The sequence below is a fragment of the Bacillus sp. LSHTCR4 genome (assembly GCF_057197025.1).
The window spans coordinates 281,962-302,552 of the sequence record NZ_JBXUNO010000002.1; the positions used below are offsets into that span (position 1 = coordinate 281,962).

Here is a 20,591-nt window from a genome sequence, read left to right on the forward strand (position 1 = left end):
CAAGTCTATAACTTGGAGGAAAAGAATGAACAATCGTATTTTAGTAGTTGATGATGAGGAATTTATCTTAACTTTAATCGAATTTAATTTACAACAAGCTGGGTTTGAAGTGATAACAGCGATGGATGGAGAAATGGCGCTTCAAAAAGCGACAACAGAACGCCCAGATTTAATTATATTAGATTTAATGCTTCCAAAAATGGATGGTATGGAAGTGTGTAAAGAATTACGATTGCAGCGCGTTATGACGCCGATTTTAATGTTAACAGCAAAAGATGATGAATTTGATAAGGTGTTAGGTCTTGAACTTGGGGCAGATGATTATATGACGAAGCCATTTAGCCCAAGGGAAGTTGTTGCGCGTGTGAAGGCAATTTTACGCCGCACGAAATTACAACAAGAAGAGCAAGTTACAGAATCGTCAGATGAAGAGAGCATCACGATTGCTGAACTCAAAATTTTACCAGAGTTTTATGAGGCTTATTTCCAAGGAAGAAAGCTTGAATTAACACCAAAAGAATTTGAATTACTTGTTTATCTTGCGAAAAATAAAAGTCGCGTATTAACGCGTGATCAATTATTAAGTGCTGTATGGAATTATGATTTCGCTGGTGATACACGAATTGTTGACGTTCATATTAGCCATTTGCGAGATAAAATTGAACAAAATACGAAAAAACCGACGTACATTAAAACGATACGTGGTTTAGGATATAAATTAGAGGAGCCAAAAGGGGATGAATAAATTTCGTTCCAGGCTTCTTTTTACATTTGTTTCTCTTATTGTATTTATTTTAGTTGGACTCGGTTTATTGCTAGAAACTGTGTTTGAAAACTACTATATAGATCATGCGAAAGAGAGAATGGTAAAAGAGACAGAGTATGTTGCGGTATTAGCAGAAGAACAAGGTTTTGATGATGTTTTAAAAAATCCATATGTATTTGAGAAGTTAGAAGAAAAAATACAGGCGTCTATTGCATTTGTAGATGAAAAAAAGAAAGTTCAATATAGCGGAGGCGAACAGTCTGCGTTTAGCCAAGGGACAATCAAAGATCTTTCCTCGGAAACAACGAAACAAAGAAATAAAGTCGTTACGAAAGAAACAGATCAAAATAATGAATTTTACCATGCGGTGTTCGTGCAAGATGCGGCAGGAAAACAAGGGTACATTTTGGTGAAAAGTACAATTGAGCCTTTGAAAGCTGTTCATCAAAAAACGTGGGGATTATTAATTATCGGATTTGTTATCGCGTGTCTCGTCGTCGTATTTTTAGGTATGAAAATTACAGGGCAATATATTAGACCGATTGAATCCGTTACGAAAGTGGCTATTGAATTGGCGAAGGGAAATTATAAAGCGCGCGCTTATGAAAGTCATTCGGATGAAACAGGAATGTTAAGTAAAGCGATTAATATTTTAGCCCGTAATTTACAAGAGATGACGCTTGAGCAAGAAATGCAACAAGATCGTCTACATACGTTAATTGAAAATATGGGAAGTGGAATGATTTTAATTGATAGCCGCGGTTATATCAACCTTGTAAACCGTTCGTATAAGGAAACTTTCCACGTCACAGATGAAGAATATTTAGATCGTTTATATTATGAGTCGTTTCATCATCCGGAAATTATAGAGCTCGTGGAAGAAATTTTTATGACAGAAGTGAAAGTGCGCAAACAAATGTTATTGCCACTTGGAATTGAGCGAAAGCATTTCGAGGTATATGGAGCACCGATTATCGGGACGAACCATGAATGGAAAGGGATTGTCCTTGTATTCCATGACATTACTGAGCTGAAAAAGTTAGAACAAATGAGAAAAGACTTCTTAGCGAATGTTTCCCATGAACTAAAAACGCCGATTACTTCTATTAAAGGTTTTTCAGAAACGCTCTTAGACGGTGCTATGGATAATAAAAAATTCTGCGAACATTTCTTGCATATTATTTTAAAAGAAAGTGAACGTATGCAAGGGTTGATTGAAGATTTATTAGATTTATCAAAGATTGAGCAACAAGGGTTTAAATTGAGTATGGGGACCGTTGATATGAAGGGACTTCTTGAAGATATCCATATGGTGCTTGATAATAAAGCGGGAGAAAAAGAAATCTCTTTACAAGTAAATGCGTTAAAACGTGTCTCTGTCATTGGAGATCCAAGTCGATTGCAGCAAATCTTTATCAATTTAATGAATAACGCAATCGTATATACACCGGCTGGAGGTGTTGTTTCTGTAGAATTAGCAGAAGATAAATATAATGCTTATATAAAAGTATCGGATACTGGAATTGGTATTAGTAAAGATGAAATTCCACGTATTTTTGAACGCTTTTACCGAGTGGATAAAGCGAGAAGTAGAAATACTGGTGGTACAGGCCTTGGGTTATCGATTGTAAAGCATTTAGTTGAGGCACATCACGGTACAATTACAGTGGATAGTGAAGTTGGGGAAGGGACAACATTTACAGTTGTTTTACCAAAATCAGCAACTGAAAAATAGGATGAAGGATGTTTACAATATATTAACAATGGCTTAATTAAATATTAATAAAGCTCTGTTAATATAATACATGAAAACCCCTTCATCCAAGGAGTAATTTTGGACGAGAATAGTTAAGCTGTTCTCGTCACTTCCCTTTATGCCAATATCAGTCTGTTTTATATATGAAAGAAAATAACCGTTATTTTTCTTCTCTCTATTAGTCATGTTAATATAGAGAGAGGAAAGAAACGGTTTTTTTCTGTGAAAAAAATCATTTCAAATTTGTATGGGGAGGTTTCTGATTTGGAAAAAAAGGTCGTATTAGTAGATGGTAATAATATCGCGTATCGTGCTTTCTTTGCACTACCGCTTTTAAATAACGACAAGGGTATACATACGAACGCAATTTACGGTTTTACAATGATGTTAATGAGAATATTAGAGGAAGAAAAACCGACGCACATGTTAGTAGCATTTGATGCGGGTAAAACGACATTCCGTCATAAAACATATAGTGAGTATAAAGGAGGACGTCAAAAGACTCCACCTGAGTTATCAGAGCAATTCCCGTTTATTCGTGAGGTGCTCGATGCATTCAACGTACCGCGTTATGAATTAGAAAATTATGAAGCGGATGACATTATGGGAACGCTAGCGAAAGAAGCGAGTGAACAAGGAGCTAGTGTAAAAGTTATTTCAGGAGATAAAGATTTACTTCAACTTGTTTCTGATAATACGCTTGTATGCATTCCTCGAAAAGGGATTACAGAAGTAGATGAATATACGAAAGAAGCTTTATTTGAGAAATATAGCTTATCACCAAAACAAATTATCGATATGAAAGGTTTAATGGGCGACCAATCAGATAATATTCCAGGTGTACCAGGAGTTGGTGAAAAAACTGCGATTAAATTGTTAACACAGTTTGGAACGGTTGAAGAAGTGTATGAAAATATAGATCAAGTAAGCGGGAAGAAATTAAAAGAAAAGCTGGAAGCAAATAAAGAACAAGCTCTTATGAGTAAAGATCTTGCTACTATTATTATAGATGCGCCGATTACTGTGCATGTAGATGATATGGAATACAAAGGGTATGAACCGAGCGATGTTATTCCTATGTTTGAGAATTTAGGATTTACATCTCTTTTAAATAAATTAGGTGTTACACCAGAAGAAACGGCTCCCGCTGAATTAGATGATATTACATTTGATATTGTGGAAGAAGTTACAGAAGAAATGCTGCAGCAAGATAGTGCGCTTATCGTTGAAGTACAAGAAGATAACTATCATAAAGCAGACATTCAAGGTTTCGGTATTCAAAATGAAAATGGATGTTACTTTATTCAGACAGAAATTGCTCTTAAGTCAGGTGCTTTTAAAGATTGGCTTGCAGATGGAGAAATGAGAAAGTATACATTTGATGCGAAGCGTGCGATCGTTGCACTGAAATGGAATGGTATAGATATACAAGGGATTGACTTTGATCTATTAATCGCTGCGTATTTACTTGACCCGGCTGATACGGATAAAGATTTCCGTACTGTAGCGAAAATGAAAGAAACGCATGCTGTGAAGTCCGATGAAGAAGTTTACGGAAAAGGTGCGAAGCGTGCTGTGCCAGAGCTAGAAGTAGTAGCGGAGCATGTAGCTCGTAAAGTGCATGTATTATATGATGTAAAGCAAACATTCGTTGAAGAGTTAGAAAAGAATGAGCAATATGAACTGTTTACAGAGTTAGAATTACCACTTGCACGTGTATTAGCTGATATGGAAGTAAAAGGTGTAAAAGTTGATACAGAACGTCTTCGTAATATGGGAGAAGAACTTGCGGGTAGATTAAAGGAAATGGAACAGGAAATTTATAAGCTGGCGGGAACAGAATTTAATATTAATTCACCGAAGCAGCTTGGTGTTATTTTGTTTGAGAATTTAAACTTACCGGTTATTAAGAAGACGAAAACAGGTTATTCTACGTCAGCTGATGTACTAGACAAGCTGATGGATCACCATGAAATTATTCCAAACATTTTACATTACCGTCAATTAGGGAAACTAAATTCAACTTATATTGAAGGTTTATTAAAAGTTGTACATGAAGATTCATCTAAAATCCATACTCGTTTCAATCAAGTATTAACGCAAACGGGCCGATTAAGTTCAACGGATCCAAACTTACAAAATATCCCGATTCGATTAGAAGAAGGAAGAAAGATTCGTCAGGCATTCGTTCCATCAGAAGAAGGGTGGATTATGTACGCAGCCGATTATTCACAAATTGAACTTCGTGTATTAGCTCATATTGCAAATGATAAAGGGCTAGTCGACGCGTTCCAACATGACATGGATATTCATACGAAAACAGCTATGGATGTATTTGGCGTTGAAAAAGATGAAGTAACTTCAAATATGAGACGACAAGCGAAAGCTGTTAACTTCGGAATTGTGTATGGTATTAGTGATTATGGTCTTTCACAAAACTTAGGAATTACAAGAAAAGCAGCGGCGGAATTTATTGAAAAGTATTTAGAAAGTTTCCCTGGTGTACAAGAATACATGGATGACATCGTAAAAGATGCGAAACAAAAAGGATATGTAGCTACATTATTAAATCGCCGCCGTTACATTCCGGAAATTACGAGTCGTAATTTCAACTTGCGTAGCTTTGCTGAGCGTACAGCTATGAATACACCAATTCAAGGTACTGCAGCAGATATTATTAAAAAAGCGATGATTATTATGGCAGATCGTTTAGAAGAAGAAGGATTACAAGCGCGTCTTCTATTGCAAGTACACGATGAATTAATATTTGAAGCACCAAAAGAAGAAATTGAAAAATTAGAGAAGCTTGTACCAGAAGTAATGGAGCATGCAATTGAACTTGCAGTTCCGCTGAAAGTTGATTATTCTTACGGTCCAACTTGGTACGACGCAAAATAAGGAAGTGATGAAATGCCTGAATTACCAGAGGTTGAAAACGTCAGACGGACACTTGAAAATCTTGTAACAGGAAAAACGATTGAAGATGTCATTGTTACCTATCCCAAAATAGTAAAACGTCCAGATGATGCAGAAATCTTTAAAGAAATGCTAAAAGGTGAGACGATTGAAAATATAAAGCGAAGAGGAAAGTTTTTGCTTTTATATGTAACGAATTATGTCATTGTTTCACATTTGCGTATGGAAGGTAAGTTTTTACTGCATCAAGAGGATGAGCCAATTGATAAGCATACGCACGTCCGTTTCTTATTTACAGATGGAACTGAATTACATTATAAAGATGTGAGAAAGTTTGGTACGATGCATCTCTTTAAAAAGGGTGAAGAAATGAATCAAATGCCTCTTGCTGACTTAGGTCCGGAGCCATTTGATGCTGAATTGACACCACAGTATTTACAAGAGAGATTGCAAAAGACAAATCGTAAAATAAAAGTTGTATTATTAGACCAGCGTCTTTTAGTAGGACTTGGAAATATATATGTAGATGAAGTTTTATTCCGTTCTCAAATTCATCCAGAACGAGAAGCTTCGTCTTTAACAGCAGAAGAAATTGAACGAATTTACGAGGCGACGGTTACAACGTTAGGCGAAGCAGTGAAGCGTGGCGGAAGTACAATTCGAACGTATATCAACTCGCAAGGGCAAATTGGTTCTTTCCAAGAACTTCTAAATGTATACGGAAAAAAGGGAGAACCGTGTGTAACTTGCGGTACGATATTAGAAAAAACAGTTGTTGGCGGAAGAGGAACGCATTACTGCCCAATTTGTCAGCCGAGAATATAGAAAAGAGATAACATCGGATAGGCATTTGTCATATACATACAGCAGAGCTATGTATAAGGGAGGAGCTTACCGATGTACCTTTATTTATCTCTTATTTTATTAGCTTTTACATTAAGCTTAGATAGCTGTAGTGTAGGGCTAACATATGGTTTAAGAAGCGTAAGAATTCCACTAAGATCAATTATAATTATCGGAATGTGTTCAGCGGCTGTTATGCTTGTTTCAATGGGAATTGGACATATGATCGCGAAAGTATTTTCACCTGTTATCGCAACGCGTATCGGTGGGCTTGTTCTTATTGGAATTGGGATTTGGGTATTATACCAATTTTTTCGAAGTGAGAAAAAAGAAGAACCAAAGCAAGAGGAGAAGGTCTGGAAATTAGAGATTGCCTCGCTTGGGTTAGTCATTCAAATTTTACGGAAACCGACTGTAGCAGATTTCGATAAATCGGGCACCATTTCTGCAGGAGAAGCATTGCTTCTTGGTATCGCTCTTTCTGTAGATTCATTTGGTGCTGGAATTGGTGCATCTTTATTAGGGTATGCACCCGCTATGATGGCGATATTAGTTGCAGTGATGAGTTCTTTGTTTTTATTTATTGGAATGAAACTTGGAACGGTTTTATCAAATATGAAATGGTTGCAAAAATTTACATTCCTGCCTGGGGTATTACTCATTATTATTGGAATTTGGAAAATGTAAGTACGGGCGTGGAACATTAGTTTCGCGCCTTTTATTATGAGGAGGGGTATTATGACAGTAGTAATTGGATTAACGGGAGGTATTGCAAGCGGAAAAAGTACAGTATCTCAAATGTTTCGCGAGCTAAATATACCAGTTATTGATGCAGATATTATTGCGCGAGAAGTTGTAGAACAAGGAAAGCCAGCATATAACAAAATTGTAGAAGTGTTTGGAACAGAAGTATTACAAGAAGATGGAGAACTGGATCGGCCAAAATTAGGAAGTGTCGTTTTCTATAATGAAGAGAAACGATTGCAGTTAAACAAAATTGTTCATCCTGCAGTGCGTGAGGAAATGAATAGGCAAAAGGAAATGTACATAAAAGAAGGTATGCAAGCGGTTGTGTTAGATATTCCTCTCTTATTTGAAAGTAAATTAACAAGTCTTGTTGACCACGTTTTAGTTGTAGCAGTTAAGCCGCATACGCAATTAGAACGTTTAATGAAGCGAAATAATTTTTCAGAAGAAGAAGCAACAGCTCGTATTCAATCTCAAATGCCGTTAGAAGAAAAAATGAAAAATGCAGATGAAGTGATAAATAATGATGGCACAATTATGGGAACGAAAACACAATTACAGGTGATTTTAAAGAATTGGAACATTATTGACTAAAAAATTGTGAAATTAATGAAAATGCTTAGTGACATATCCCCTTTTTGTGTTATACTATTATTGGGATTGGAGATAAATAGTATAACGCATTCAAGGGGGATAACATATTATGACTCGTGTGGCAATTAATGGATTTGGACGTATTGGGAGAATGGTATTTCGTCAGGCAATAAAAGAAAGCGCATTCGAAATTGTAGCAATCAATGCAAGCTATCCATCTGAAACGTTAGCACATTTAATTAAATATGATACAGTTCACGGCAAGTTTGACGGAACAGTAGAAGCATTTGAAGATCACTTATTAGTTGATGGGAAAATGATTCGCCTTTTAAACAACCGCGATCCAAAGGAATTGCCTTGGACAGATTTAGGTGTTGAAGTTGTAATTGAAGCAACTGGTAAATTTAATTCAAAAGAAAAAGCAATTCTTCACGTTGAAGCTGGAGCGAAAAACGTTATTTTAACAGCTCCTGGTAAAAATGAAGATGTAACAATTGTAGTTGGTGTGAACGAAGACCAATTAGATATTACAAAACATACTGTTATTTCAAATGCATCTTGTACAACAAACTGTTTAGCACCTGTTGTGAAGGTGTTAGATGAGCAGTTTGGAATTGAAAACGGTTTAATGACGACAGTTCACGCTTATACAAATGACCAAAAAAATATTGATAACCCACATAAAGATTTAAGAAGAGCACGTGCTTGCGGACAATCAATTATTCCGACAACGACAGGTGCTGCGAAAGCGCTAGCAAAAGTTCTTCCACATTTAAATGGAAAACTTCATGGTATGGCACTTCGTGTACCAACACCAAACGTGTCTCTTGTTGACTTAGTAGTAGATGTAAAACGTGATGTGACAGTTGAAGCTATTAACGATGCTTTCAAAACTGTTGCAAACGGTGCGTTAAAAGGCATTGTAGAATTCAGCGAAGAGCCTTTAGTATCTATTGACTTTAATACAAATACACACTCAGCTATTATTGATGGTTTATCCACAATGGTAATGGGTGATCGTAAAGTGAAAGTACTTGCTTGGTATGATAACGAGTGGGGCTACTCTCGTCGTGTTGTAGATCTTGTAACGTTAGTTGTGGATGAATTAGCGAAACAAGAAAATGTGCAACATATTTAAGTGAATAAGGAGAGGGCAAGTGGAATATTTGCCCTCTTTTTTTTATTTTTTTCTGAAAAGGAAAAAAATTATATAAGTATATTTTTGAAAGTGGACATACCACGAAACGTTGGGGTTACTGTATTCGTGAATCATTTATTTTTTTTAGGGAAAAGTAAAGAGGAAAATATGACAGAAAATCGAAAAAACTGTTGTTGCAAAATGAAAATAAACAAAGTATACTAACACTCGTAAACTTAAGAGCTGAGGTACGTAGTCACTACTTAAAGGGTTAGGACCTCTCTGGACTAACTTTCCCCCGTGGTAGTGGAGCAAGCCAAATTGCAAATTAGTTTTCAATTCGAACAGTTAGAATAAATTTACAAGGGGGAACTGTAGAATGGATACTATGGATACGATGGGTCGTCACGTGATCGCTGAACTTTGGGATTGCGATTTCGACAAGCTTAATGACATGCCGTATATTGAACAATTATTTGTGGATGCAGCACTAAGAGCTGGTGCTGAAGTGCGTGAGGTTGCTTTCCATAAATTTGCACCACAAGGTGTAAGTGGAGTAGTAATTATCTCGGAATCACATTTAACAATTCATAGCTTTCCGGAGCACGGTTACGCAAGTATTGATGTTTATACTTGTGGGGATCGTATTGATCCAAATGTTGCTGCAGAATATATTGCAGAAGGTTTAAACGCGAAAACGCGTGAGAGCATCGAGCTTCCTCGAGGCACTGGTAGCTTCGAAATTAAGCAGAGAGAAACAAAAGCTCTTTAAAAAAGAACATAATTGATTTAAAATGTAAAGAGGTGTATAATGCACCTCTTTTTTAGTTTATAAAAAAGGAAAAATATAACGTACTCGTTAGTTGAATAAATGGAGCTCTTACGAATGAGTTAACGCCCTATCTACCATCTTATTTTTGAAACCGAGATGATAGCATAATGCGCTTAAACTTAAAGTGGTAAGAGAGTTAAAATGAGTTATATAATAATGTATATATATTGTCAGATGAAGTAAGTAGAGAAAAAATAAAGAGTATAGTGTAAAGGAGTGAATATATTGCGTTGTCCATCCTGTTCTCATAATGGTACAAGAGTGTTAGATTCGCGTCCGGTAGACGAGGGGCGCTCTATTCGAAGAAGGAGAGAGTGTGAAAGCTGTTTAAGCCGCTTTACGACATTTGAAAGAGTGGAAGAGTCACCTCTTATCGTTGTAAAAAAAGAAGGAACACGAGAAGAGTTTAATAAAGAAAAGATTTTACGTGGCTTAATTAAAGCGTGTGAAAAAAGACCAGTATCTTTAAGACAATTAGAAGAAGTAACTCAAAGTGTGGAACGTGAACTTCGTAATTTAGGTATATCAGAAGTGAAAAGTGATATGATTGGTGAAATTGTTATGGAAGAACTGCGTGATATCGATGATGTTGCTTACGTGCGTTTTGCTTCTGTATATCGCCAATTTAAAGATTTAAATGTATTTATTGAAGAATTAAAAGATATACTGCAAAAAGAAAGAGAGTAGAATCTGTATTGTATTCTCTTTACATACCGTAAATAATGAGATAAGAGAGCTAGAAGCGAAAGCTAATAGCTCTTTTTCGCTAAGAAATTATATAGTGAAGATTGGATGAGAGAAAGGAAAAGCAAGAATGGAAAAACAGTCATGGATGGAGCTATTGCCGATTGATCGTTATAAAGTAAGTGCGAAAGGGTTATTGCATAATTACGACCGAAAAGTGTTAACGATGTTATATCAGCCGTTAATAGGTAGTAGAGCTTTTAGCTTGTACATGACGCTATGGGGAGAGTTAGAGCAAGATCGTGTGTTTGGAAAAGAGAATACGCATCATTCCCTTATGGTGACCATGCAAATGCAGCTTCCCGAAGTATATGAGGAACGAGTAAAGTTAGAGGCAATTGGACTTTTGAAAGTATATATTAAGAAAGAAAAAGATATTCGAATGTTTATATATGAGCTGCAACCACCTTTATCTCCGAAGCAGTTTTTTGATGATATTGTTTTAAGTATCTTTTTATACAATCGATTGAGTCGGACAAAATATAATCAAGTAAAGCATTATTTCTTAGAAGAAGAATTTGATTTTGCATCTTATGAAAATGTTACGCGTTCTTTTAACGATGTGTTTGGTTCGTTTAATCCAGGGCAGCTTGAGCATGCGCAAGAAGACCTTCGTATTCCAAAAACGACAGCTATGCCAAGTAATGAAAAGGGAGACGCTCCAAAAGTTTGGAATGATTTCTTTGATTTCTCTTTATTTGTAGATGGCTTGTCCGCTCTTGTCCCTAAAAAGGCGATTACAGATCAAGTGCGAGAATGTGTCATTACACTTGCTTACGTGTATGATGTAGATGTGTTATCGATGCAAAATATCGTTCTTGGTGCAGTGACAGAGATGCAAACAATTGATATCGAAAGGCTTAGAAAAGGAGCGCGCGATTGGTATCAATTTGAAAATGGTCAAGCATTACCGGTATTAAGTGAAAGAGTACAGCCTCACGCTGCACGTATGATGAAAGAAAAAGAGCCTTCTACGCAAGAAGAGATGTTAATCAAACAGCTAGAGGAAATCTCACCAAAGCAACTATTGAAAGAAATCTCTGGTGGTGCAGAGGCGACGAAGGCTGACTTGCAAATCGTTGAAGATGTAATGATCAATCAAAAATTAACGCCAGGTGTTGTGAATGTACTTATTTATTACGTTATGCTACGCTCAGATATGAAACTTGCGAAAACGTATGTCGAGAAGATTGCTGGGCATTGGGCACGTAAAAAGGTCGGTACAGTAGCTGAAGCAATGGCATTAGCGAAAGAAGAAAATCGTCAATATCAAGAATGGGCTGAGACGAAGAAGAAAGGTCGTACGTCGAAGAAAACAGTACGAAAAGAAATGGTACCAGATTGGCTGAAAGAAGAGCCGAAAGAACAAGAGAAAGAAACTGTGAAAAAAGATGTAAATGCTGAAAAAGGTGCAAGTACGTTAGAGGACGAACGAAAACGATTAGAAGAAGTGTTAAAAAAATATAAGCGTGATTAATAGAAGAGAATGAACGCTCTTTGAGGTGAGAAAATGGAGCATATTCAAAATTCATTTGCAAAGTTAATGGAAAATGAAAATTTTAAAAATAGATATGAAGTATTAAAGGCGGAAGTAATGGCACATCCGCGTGTGAAAGAATTTATAGACGAACATAAAGGGGAAGTAACAACGTCTATGATTGAACGCAGTCTTGTGAAATTATACGAATATATTGGACAAAGTGTAGGTTGCGCGGATTGTCCGGATCTAGGTTCGTGTAAAAATATGCTGCAAGGATATGAGCCAAAGCTCGTTATCCAAGGGAAGATGATTGATATTCAATATGATCGTTGCGTTAGAAAAGTAGCATATGACGAGAGGAAGAAATATGAAAAGCTCGTTCAAAGTGTATATATGCCAACTGATATTTTACAAGCAACGATGGAAAACTTAGACCCTTCAGATTTAGATGCGCGTATTGATGCAATTGGTGCAGCTAATGAGTTTTTAAGTACATATGAACCTGGTAAAAAAGTACAAGGTTTATATTTGTACGGTAAATTTGGTGTAGGAAAAACGTATTTGTTAGGAGCAATTGCGAATGAGCTTGCTCGAAAGAAAATAAGTTCGATGCTTGTATACTTCCCTGAATTTCTACGTGAAATTAAAAGTTCGATTCAAGATAATTCGATCGGGGAAAAGATTGATGCGGTGAAACGCGTACAAGTTTTAATGTTAGATGATATTGGAGCAGAAGCGATGTCAAGCTTTGTGCGTGATGATGTACTCGGTGCAATTTTGCAATTCCGTATGTTAGAAAACTTACCGACGTTCTTTACGTCTAACTTTGATTTTAAGCAGCTAGAACATCATTTAACATATACGCAGCGCGGTGAAGCGGAAGAAATGAAAGCAGCTCGTATTATGGAGCGAATTAAATATTTAGCGAAACCAATTCCGATTGGCGGGAAAAACCGTCGTCATAAGTAAAGAGTAAGCTGAGAAGCTTGCTCTTTTTTTGTAGTTAAACGTTTTTTTAAGTAGTCGAATTATAAAATGAAAAGTTCTTATTGAAAATTCCTAGTAGCTTGTATCATTTTTTTCTCCCTCCCTTAATATATATAAAATTAGCAAGCCATATCGAGTGGATTTTCTAACGATAGGAAATGTAATTCTACTAAGAGTGAACTTTCACGCGGGACGGACTCTTATAGGATTTGTAACGTATAGATACAGTCCTTTAGAGCAGGGATAAAAGGGGGGACAAAAGTGATTGAAATTTGCTTCGAAGAAAAAAATGATGCTATGCATGTATATAGACAACTACTGAAAAGAGCGGAACTGTTATATAAGGAAACGAGTGTGTATTTACAGGAACAAAAAGTGGTGATTCACATACCAGTATGTGAATCAAATTATATTGAAAAGATTTTATTGCCAGTAATGGTATATTTCATTGTGAATGTGAAACAAAATGAGTGGATATATACAATCTTAAAAGAGAAGTTTTTTTATGAAGAAGAGGAAGAGTGTCATCAAATATTGCATATGGCACAAGAGATTTTAAAAGGAAGAAGAAAAGGAATTGCTCGTGAATTAACACGTCACACATTTGAATCATATATTAAATCCTCTTTAAATAACTGGCTTTGTGATCCGCTTTCATTCTCGTTTTCATCATATGTTCGTTTTCGTCTTCGTACATATAGGGAAATGGTAGCTAAGCTTGCTGAAGTGGCGATTGATGAGTATAAGTTGGAACAAGAATATCAAATGTTTATTGAAACGCTTCGGCAACAAGTTCGTAGCCGGAAATCACGTTTGTCATGTGTACATCTTATTTTTGATGAAAGTTTTATTTTCTATGATGATAAAGGTAGACGTTTAAAACAAGAGAAATTGGTTCAATATATAGATGAAGACTTATTAAAACAAAAGGATGTATATATTGATACGAAAGTAATTGCACCACTTCTTTCTATTTCGCCGAAAAAAATTTATTTATATACGAAAGAACAAGACCATAATATGATTATTACTTTGCGAAATGTATTTCAAGAACGGGTACAATTACATGGATTACATGAGTTTGAGCGCAATGTGAAAAATTTAAAAAATAAAGGTAACGCCCTTGATTTTCTAAGTTTTTGAGCATATAATTACCTACATAAATGAAATATATTGAAATGTCATGATGAGGACATGAGTAGTTTTCTACGATTTCCAGAGAGGGAAGCCTTAGGGTGTGAGCTTCCTAGTACGGGATTATTACTTACCACCTCTAAACTTTAGCAGTGAACGGTTTTTCTAGTAATTGCTAACGGACAACACCGTTATGTTGAACTTGAGCAATTAACAATTATGTTAATTGGAACAAGGGTGGAACCACGAATTCAACACTCGTCCCTTTTTACGGGATGAGTGTTTTTTATTTTGAGAAAAAGAGGAGTGACCAGTGATGGCAGATGTAGTTAAAATTACTTTCCCTGATGGAGCTGTGAAGGAGTTTCCAAAAGGCGTAACAACTGAAGAAATCGCAGCTTCTATTAGCCCAGGCTTAAAGAAAAAAGCTGTGGCTGGAAAATTAAATGATGAGATGATTGATCTTGTTACACCAATCGAAGAAGATGGTGCAGTTTCTATCATTACATTAGATTCTGAAGATGGCTTATATATTTTACGCCACTCAACAGCTCACCTTTTAGCGCAAGCGTTAAAACGTTTATATAAAGATGTTAAGGTTGAGCTTGGCATTGGTCCAGTAATTGAAAATGGTTTCTACTATGATATTGATATGGAAGAAGCAATTACAGTTGAAGACTTCAAGAAAATCGAAAAAGAAATGCAAAAAATTGTGAACGAGAACTTAGAAATCGTTCGTCATGAAGTACCACGTGCAGAAGCAATTCGTCGCTTTGAAGAAATCGGCGATGAGTTAAAATTAGATTTAATTAACGATCTTCCAGAAGATGCAGTTATTTCAATCTATGAGCAAGGCGAATTCTTCGACCTTTGCCGTGGTGTTCACCTTCCATCTACAGGGAAAATTAAAGTATTTAAATTATTAAGCGTTGCGGGTGCTTACTGGCGCGGCGATAGCAATAATAAAATGCTACAACGTATTTACGGTACTGCATTTGTTAAGAAAGCAGAATTAGATGAGCACTTACGCATGCTTGAAGAAGCGAAAGAGCGCGATCACCGTAAATTAGGTAAAGAATTAAAACTATTTACTAATAGCCAAAAAGTAGGACAAGGTTTACCACTTTGGTTACCAAAGGGTGCAACAATCCGCCGCATTATTGAGCGTTACATCGTTGATAAAGAAGCAAGCTTAGGCTATGATCACGTATACACTCCAGTACTAGGAAGCAGAGAGCTTTATGAAACTTCTGGTCACTGGAACCACTACCGTGATGGTATGTTCCCATCAATGGAAATGGATAATGAAGAGTTAGTTCTTCGTCCAATGAACTGCCCTCACCACATGATGGTTTATAAAAACGATATTCACAGCTACCGTGAATTACCAATCCGTATTGCGGAACTTGGAACAATGCACCGCTATGAAATGTCAGGTGCGTTATCTGGATTACAACGTGTACGCGGAATGACTTTAAACGATGCGCACATTTTTGTACGCCCAGATCAAATTAAAGAAGAGTTAAAACGTGTTGTAAACTTAACTCTAGAAGTGTACAAAGATTTCGGTTTAGAGAACTACTCATTCCGTCTATCTTATCGCGACCCAGCAGATACTAAAAAGTACTATGCTGATGATGAGATGTGGGAAAAGGCACAAGGCATGTTAAAAGAAGCTATGGATGAAATGGGTCTTGATTACTATGAAGCTGAAGGTGAAGCGGCGTTCTACGGTCCAAAACTTGACGTTCAAGTTCGTACTGCTCTTGGAAAAGACGAAACACTTTCAACTGTACAATTAGACTTCTTACTTCCAGAACGCTTTGAATTAGCTTACGTTGGTGAAGATGGTAAACAACACCGTCCAGTTGTAATTCACCGTGGTGTTGTATCAACTATGGAACGTTTCGTAGCATTCTTAATTGAAGAATACAAAGGTGCATTCCCAACTTGGTTAGCTCCAGTTCAAGCACAAGTAATTCCAGTTTCTCCGCAAGTACATTTAGACTATGCGAAAAAAGTACAAGATGAATTACGCCGTGCTGGTATCCGTGTTGAATTAGATACTCGTGAAGAGAAAATTGGTTACAAAATCCGTGAAGCACAAATGCAAAAAATTCCGTACATGCTTGTAGTAGGTGACAATGAAGTAACTGAAAACGGCGTAAACGTACGTAAATACGGTGAACAAAAATCAGAAACAATCGCATTAGATGCTTTTGTTGACATGATTAAAGTAGAAGGAAAACGATAAGAAAAAGCCGCGGTATACCGCGGCTTTTCTATGTAATATGAGCAAGGAAAATTAGAAAAAAAAACCATGTAATACTTATCGTAAAAAAGTATTGCAAGTATGTTAGTTGTTTGTTACAATATTTCTTGTTGTTAGTAAAACACATCGCGTCTTCTTGACAGACGTCATGTCCTATGATAAACTCATCAAGGATAATAGAATATTGTTTTGTGGAACAAGTAGAAGCACCCGCTTCTCACCTGATGGACGCATTCGCAGTTTACAGGTAAATGTATTTCTTACTTAAGATTTTACAAGTGTGGGTGTCGTATGCCCGCACTTTTTTTGTCGGGTTCTATGACTACAAACTATGTTCTGAGAAAACCTTGGAGGTGGCTTACTATTAGCAAGGATATGATGATTAACGAGCAAATTCGTGCACGTGAAGTACGTTTAGTTGGCGCAAATGGCGATCAACTTGGAATCAAGTCTCGTAATGACGCTTTAGACTTAGCTGCAAATCTTAATCTTGATTTAGTATTAGTTGCTCCAAATGCGAAACCGCCAGTATGCCGCATTATGGACTACGGTAAATTCCGCTTTGAGCAACAGAAGAAAGAAAAAGAACAGCGCAAAAATCAAAAAGTAATTAGCATGAAAGAAGTTCGTTTAAGTCCAACAATTGATGAACACGACTTTAACACAAAACTTCGTAATGCTATCAAGTTTTTAGAGAAAGGCGACAAGGTTAAAGCGTCAATTCGCTTTAAAGGACGTGCCATTACTCATAAAGAAATCGGTCAACGTGTTTTAGATCGCTTCTCAGAAGCTTGTGCTGAAGTTAGTACAATCGAATCTAAGCCTAAAATGGAAGGACGCAGTATGTTCTTAGTTTTAGCACCGAAAAACGATAAGTAATAGATAGAGGAGGAAATACCTATGCCTAAACAAAAAACTCATCGCGGCGCTGCAAAGCGTTTCAAAAAGACTGGATCAGGTAAACTGAAACGTTCTCACGCTTACACAAGCCATTTATTCGCTAACAAATCTACAAAAGCTAAACGTAAACTACGTAAAGCTGGTGTAGTAAGCGCTGGTGACTTCAAACGCATTCGTCAAATGCTTGACAACTTAAAATAAGTTCGGCTGATATATAGAACAATTAGGAGGTAATATTATGCCAAGAGTAAAAGGTGGTACAGTTACTCGTCAACGTCGTAAAAAAGTAATTAAATTAGCAAAAGGTTACTACGGTTCAAAAAATACATTATTCAAGGTTGCTAACCAACAGGTTATGAAATCTCTAATGTATGCATTCCGTGACCGCCGTCAAAAGAAACGTGACTTCCGTAAATTATGGATTACACGTATCAACGCAGCAGCTCGTATGAATGGTCTTTCTTACAGCCGCTTAATGCACGGTCTTAAAAATGCTGGCATCGAAGTTAACCGCAAGATGCTTGCTGACTTAGCTGTTCATGACGAAAAAGCTTTCGCTGAATTAGCAACAGTTGCAAAAAACAACATTAACTAATTAATTAGTTGAAACCTTAGAAGATTTTTCTTCTAAGGTTTTTTTATTTGTATGCAAAGAGAAGTGTGTCGTTATCGATATGACAAAATCAATATAAAAGTTATAGCAATATAGAAGAATATGCATATAAAGTCAGGAGAATCCTTCTGGCTTTTTTTTATTATACCCCTTTGGAAAGAAGAGTATCTTTCCTAGGTGAAACGACACTGCTATAATGGAAAGATGATATGGAACTTTCATCAGATAAAATAACATTTTTATTAGTGGACAATACACGGATAATGATTAACTATCACCAATCGGAGTGAACAATCTAATCGTGATGATTGAAACGTATTTGTAAATTAAGGACAAGCTATTTTGTAAAGAGGTAAATGGCTAACTTATTAATAAGAAACGAAAAATAATAATGAACTTTGAGATGAAACAACATTGTTGCGTAACATGCGATGTTGGAGGAGGACAATAGAGTGGACTTACTACAACTATTTAAATTACAAAAAGAATTAGATGACCGTATTGCGAAAGAACATGACTTACAACCGAAAAAGTTGTTAAAAGAAAAAATGTTAGCTCTTCTTGTAGAAATTGGAGAACTTGCAAATGAAACACGTTGTTTTAAATACTGGAGCAACAAACCAGCATCAGAACGTGAAGTAATATTAGAAGAATACGTAGATGGTTTGCATTTTATTTTATCAATCGGAATTGATTTAGGTATTGATAAAAACTTCCTATTCTATAAGTGTGCACAGACGAATAAAACACAAGTAGAAATTTTCTTAGACACATATGCGAAGGTGATTCGTTTTACGGATCAACCATCTATTACGAACTATATTGAATTATTTACAAGCTACCTTCGACTTGGACAAGCACTTGAGTTTGAACAAGAAGAGATTGAAAAGGCATATTTAGATAAAAACGAAGTAAATCATCAGCGTCAAACACAAGGATACTAAGTTAATTTTTGAATATTTCAATTTCCTTTTGTATAATGAAGTGACTGAAGAAAAAGGAGGGTGTTGGCAATGACAAAATTAGACGAGACATTGACAATGCTAAAAGAATTAACAGATGCACGTGGTATTGCGGGTAACGAGCGTGAACCACGTGAAGTAATGAAGAAATATATTGAGCCGTTTGCGGACGAACTTTCTACTGATAATTTAGGAAGTTTAGTTGCGAAAAAAGTAGGGGAAGAGAACGGCCCGAAAATTATGGTTGCAGGTCATTTAGATGAAGTTGGCTTTATGATTACGCAAATTGATGACAAAGGTTTCCTTCGTTTCCAAACAGTTGGTGGCTGGTGGTCACAAGTTATGCTTGCACAGCGCGTAACAATTGTAACGCGTAAAGGAGATGTAACAGGTGTTATCGGTTCAAAACCACCTCATATCTTACCTCCAGAAGCGCGTAAAAAGCCAGTTGACATTAAAGATATGTTCATCGATATTGGTGCTTCGAGCCAAGAAGAAGCAATGGAGTGGGGCGTACGACCTGGAGATCAAGTTGTACCTTATTTTGAATTCCAAGTGATGAAGAATGAAAAAATGTTACTTGCAAAAGCATGGGATAACCGAATTGGTTGTGCAATTGCAATTGACGTATTAAAACAATTAAAAGATGAAAAGCATCCAAACGTTGTATATGGCGTAGGGACTGTACAAGAAGAAGTCGGTCTTCGTGGTGCAAAAACATCTGCAAACTATATTAAACCAGATATCGCGTTCGCGGTAGATGTTGGTATTGCTGGTGACACACCTGGTGTAACGTCAAAAGAAGCACAAAGTAAAATGGGTGATGGACCACAAATCATTTTATATGATGCTTCTGTTATTGGTCATACAGGTTTACGTGACTTTGTAGTTGATGTTGCTGATGAATTACAAATTCCATACCAATATGATTCAGTAGCGGGCGGTGGAACGGATGCAGGTGCAATTCATATTGCTGTAAATGGTATTCCGTCTATGGCAATTACGATTGCGACGCGCTACATTCATTCTCATGCGGCAATGTTACACCGTGATGACTATGAAAATGCAGTGAAGTTAATTGTAGAAGTTATTAAACGTCTTGATAAAGAGGCTGTACATAACATTACATTTAATTAATAGAAAAAGCGAAGGAGCTTCTCCTTCGCTTTTTTTATATTTTAAAAAGGTCGTTCTAATCCGGCTGCAGTATGAGCACCTAAAATGATTAAACGAGTTAATTGCATGGCCATAAAATGCGGGGTATATATCATCCCTCTTTTTAGCCATGACATAATCATTCCGAGGTGGGCACCAGTAACATAACTAATGAGAATATCACGTGGAACCATTAATTTTTCATCATTAGGTTGTGAAATAGAGAGGCTTAATGTTAAATGTGTTTGAATTGCTTTCATCATCTTATACGTATAGTTTCCGGCAGCTTTATCACCAAGCATGACGTTATAGAAGTTCGCGTTTTCTGCGATATGTTCAAATAAAGCTAAGAAATTTGGGTGTGGTGAATCAAATGCAAGTTGAAAATCTTCTTTATTTCTATTTTTCGGTTTAATAACTTCTGTTAGCTTCTCTAACATTTCTTCAATGCTTTTGTCTAATAAGTCATATTTATCGTGGTAATGGCTATAAAACGTAGCACGATTTACAGGAGCACGTTCTGCAATATGTTGAACAGTTACATTTTCAAACCCTTTTTCGCCTACTAAAGCGACAAAAGCATCCTGTATGAGTTGTCTCGTCCGTTTTACACGTGGATCATTTGTATTTTTAATAGACATTTTTATTTCCCCTCGTTTAATTTTCTGTACTTAAACAACATATTGGTATTATATTGTTGTTTAAGCGACATTTCATACGTAAATTGTCGGTTGTAGATTTAAAATAATTAT

General features: G+C 36.4%; 19 protein-coding genes and 2 other annotated features. Of the genes, 18 read left to right on the forward strand and 1 reads right to left on the reverse strand.

Translation table 11 applies throughout. The features are described 5' to 3' along the window. The first annotated feature begins 25 nt into the window (after positions 1-25). From phoP to AC2CGR_RS15235, 18 genes are all read left to right on the forward strand, one after another. Positions 26-745 carry a two-component system response regulator PhoP gene (phoP, locus tag AC2CGR_RS15150; protein ID WP_001065225.1) on the forward strand — a complete coding sequence of 240 codons (720 nt, stop codon included), beginning with the start codon at positions 26-28 and terminating at the stop codon, positions 743-745. Continuing rightward, positions 738-2,501 (forward strand): sensory box histidine kinase PhoR, encoded by a 1,764-nt coding sequence (gene phoR / locus AC2CGR_RS15155; protein ID WP_087968410.1) that lies wholly within the window; start codon positions 738-740, stop codon positions 2,499-2,501. Before phoP ends, phoR begins: the two co-directional genes overlap by 8 nt. Positions 2,502-2,786: 285 nt before the next feature. Further along, complete coding sequence (gene polA / locus AC2CGR_RS15160) at positions 2,787-5,420, forward strand: DNA polymerase I (RefSeq protein WP_131100814.1); 2,634 nt, start codon at positions 2,787-2,789, stop codon at positions 5,418-5,420. 12 nt (positions 5,421-5,432) lie between these two features. After that, positions 5,433-6,263: a DNA-formamidopyrimidine glycosylase gene (gene mutM / locus AC2CGR_RS15165; RefSeq protein WP_001114481.1), complete on the forward strand. Its 831-nt coding sequence runs from the start codon at positions 5,433-5,435 to the stop codon at positions 6,261-6,263. A 72-nt stretch (positions 6,264-6,335) separates the two neighbouring features. After that, entirely contained in the window at positions 6,336-6,968 is a 633-nt protein-coding gene (gene ytaF, locus AC2CGR_RS15170; RefSeq protein ID WP_000281744.1) for a sporulation membrane protein YtaF, read from the forward strand. Positions 6,969-7,019: 51 nt separating this feature from the next. Beyond that, entirely contained in the window at positions 7,020-7,622 is a 603-nt protein-coding gene (gene coaE, locus AC2CGR_RS15175; RefSeq protein ID WP_270184758.1) for a dephospho-CoA kinase, read from the forward strand. Between the two features lie 109 nt (positions 7,623-7,731). After that, on the forward strand, positions 7,732-8,760 hold the full coding sequence (locus AC2CGR_RS15180; protein ID WP_484480972.1) for a glyceraldehyde-3-phosphate dehydrogenase: 1,029 nt from the start codon (positions 7,732-7,734) through the stop codon (positions 8,758-8,760). Between the two features lie 388 nt (positions 8,761-9,148). Next, positions 9,149-9,532 (forward strand): adenosylmethionine decarboxylase, encoded by a 384-nt coding sequence (gene speD / locus AC2CGR_RS15185; protein WP_002003660.1) that lies wholly within the window; start codon positions 9,149-9,151, stop codon positions 9,530-9,532. A gap of 285 nt (positions 9,533-9,817) precedes the next feature. Further along, a complete protein-coding gene (gene nrdR / locus AC2CGR_RS15190) occupies positions 9,818-10,279 on the forward strand; it encodes a transcriptional regulator NrdR (RefSeq protein WP_001203687.1) in 462 nt (153 codons plus the stop codon). A gap of 127 nt (positions 10,280-10,406) precedes the next feature. After that, positions 10,407-11,813: a replication initiation and membrane attachment family protein gene (locus AC2CGR_RS15195; RefSeq protein ID WP_131100812.1), complete on the forward strand. Its 1,407-nt coding sequence runs from the start codon at positions 10,407-10,409 to the stop codon at positions 11,811-11,813. Between the two features lie 33 nt (positions 11,814-11,846). Beyond that, positions 11,847-12,785 (forward strand): primosomal protein DnaI, encoded by a 939-nt coding sequence (gene dnaI / locus AC2CGR_RS15200; protein WP_000400101.1) that lies wholly within the window; start codon positions 11,847-11,849, stop codon positions 12,783-12,785. 279 nt (positions 12,786-13,064) lie between these two features. Then, positions 13,065-13,946 carry a putative sporulation protein YtxC gene (gene ytxC, locus AC2CGR_RS15205; protein WP_000569618.1) on the forward strand — a complete coding sequence of 294 codons (882 nt, stop codon included), beginning with the start codon at positions 13,065-13,067 and terminating at the stop codon, positions 13,944-13,946. Positions 13,947-13,977: 31 nt separating this feature from the next. After that, positions 13,978-14,206: a binding site (T-box leader), on the forward strand. A 47-nt stretch (positions 14,207-14,253) separates the two neighbouring features. Next, the gene (gene thrS / locus AC2CGR_RS15210; protein ID WP_000786081.1) at positions 14,254-16,191 is read left to right on the forward strand and encodes a threonine--tRNA ligase; all 1,938 of its coding nucleotides are present in this window, start codon (positions 14,254-14,256) and stop codon (positions 16,189-16,191) included. A gap of 210 nt (positions 16,192-16,401) precedes the next feature. Continuing rightward, positions 16,402-16,522, forward strand: a sequence feature (ribosomal protein L20 leader region). Positions 16,523-16,584: 62 nt separating this feature from the next. Continuing rightward, positions 16,585-17,088: a translation initiation factor IF-3 gene (infC, locus tag AC2CGR_RS15215; protein WP_000973214.1), complete on the forward strand. Its 504-nt coding sequence runs from the start codon at positions 16,585-16,587 to the stop codon at positions 17,086-17,088. A 21-nt stretch (positions 17,089-17,109) separates the two neighbouring features. Beyond that, positions 17,110-17,310 (forward strand): 50S ribosomal protein L35, encoded by a 201-nt coding sequence (gene rpmI / locus AC2CGR_RS15220; RefSeq protein WP_001125945.1) that lies wholly within the window; start codon positions 17,110-17,112, stop codon positions 17,308-17,310. Between the two features lie 37 nt (positions 17,311-17,347). Then, the gene (gene rplT / locus AC2CGR_RS15225; protein WP_001138362.1) at positions 17,348-17,704 is read left to right on the forward strand and encodes a 50S ribosomal protein L20; all 357 of its coding nucleotides are present in this window, start codon (positions 17,348-17,350) and stop codon (positions 17,702-17,704) included. 470 nt (positions 17,705-18,174) lie between these two features. Continuing rightward, positions 18,175-18,666, forward strand: coding sequence for a dUTP diphosphatase (locus tag AC2CGR_RS15230; RefSeq protein WP_000365050.1), 492 nt, complete (start codon positions 18,175-18,177; stop codon positions 18,664-18,666). Between the two features lie 69 nt (positions 18,667-18,735). Further along, positions 18,736-19,821 (forward strand): M42 family metallopeptidase, encoded by a 1,086-nt coding sequence (locus AC2CGR_RS15235; RefSeq protein WP_000163564.1) that lies wholly within the window; start codon positions 18,736-18,738, stop codon positions 19,819-19,821. Between the two features lie 41 nt (positions 19,822-19,862). On the opposite strand, the gene AC2CGR_RS15240 is transcribed toward AC2CGR_RS15235, so the two are convergent. After that, a complete protein-coding gene (locus tag AC2CGR_RS15240; protein WP_000023665.1) occupies positions 19,863-20,480 on the reverse strand; it encodes a TetR/AcrR family transcriptional regulator in 618 nt (205 codons plus the stop codon). Positions 20,481-20,591: the final 111 nt, after the last annotated feature.

Bases quoted from the DNA above. Each gene is read 5' to 3' on its own strand.
- phoP (WP_001065225.1), top strand. From the start codon at position 26: ATGAACAATCGTATTTTAGTAGTTGATGATGAGGAATTTATCTTAACT.
- phoR (WP_087968410.1), top strand. From the start codon at position 738: ATGAATAAATTTCGTTCCAGGCTTCTTTTTACATTTGTTTCTCTTATT.
- mutM (WP_001114481.1), top strand. From the start codon at position 5,433: ATGCCTGAATTACCAGAGGTTGAAAACGTCAGACGGACACTTGAAAAT.
- ytaF (WP_000281744.1), top strand. From the start codon at position 6,336: ATGTACCTTTATTTATCTCTTATTTTATTAGCTTTTACATTAAGCTTA.
- coaE (WP_270184758.1), top strand. From the start codon at position 7,020: ATGACAGTAGTAATTGGATTAACGGGAGGTATTGCAAGCGGAAAAAGT.
- AC2CGR_RS15180 (WP_484480972.1), top strand. From the start codon at position 7,732: ATGACTCGTGTGGCAATTAATGGATTTGGACGTATTGGGAGAATGGTA.
- speD (WP_002003660.1), top strand. From the start codon at position 9,149: ATGGATACGATGGGTCGTCACGTGATCGCTGAACTTTGGGATTGCGAT.
- AC2CGR_RS15195 (WP_131100812.1), top strand. From the start codon at position 10,407: ATGGAAAAACAGTCATGGATGGAGCTATTGCCGATTGATCGTTATAAA.
- dnaI (WP_000400101.1), top strand. From the start codon at position 11,847: ATGGAGCATATTCAAAATTCATTTGCAAAGTTAATGGAAAATGAAAAT.
- thrS (WP_000786081.1), top strand. From the start codon at position 14,254: ATGGCAGATGTAGTTAAAATTACTTTCCCTGATGGAGCTGTGAAGGAG.
- infC (WP_000973214.1), top strand. From the start codon at position 16,585: ATGATGATTAACGAGCAAATTCGTGCACGTGAAGTACGTTTAGTTGGC.
- rpmI (WP_001125945.1), top strand. From the start codon at position 17,110: ATGCCTAAACAAAAAACTCATCGCGGCGCTGCAAAGCGTTTCAAAAAG.
- rplT (WP_001138362.1), top strand. From the start codon at position 17,348: ATGCCAAGAGTAAAAGGTGGTACAGTTACTCGTCAACGTCGTAAAAAA.
- AC2CGR_RS15235 (WP_000163564.1), top strand. From the start codon at position 18,736: ATGACAAAATTAGACGAGACATTGACAATGCTAAAAGAATTAACAGAT.
- AC2CGR_RS15240 (WP_000023665.1), bottom strand. From the start codon at position 20,480: ATGTCTATTAAAAATACAAATGATCCACGTGTAAAACGGACGAGACAA.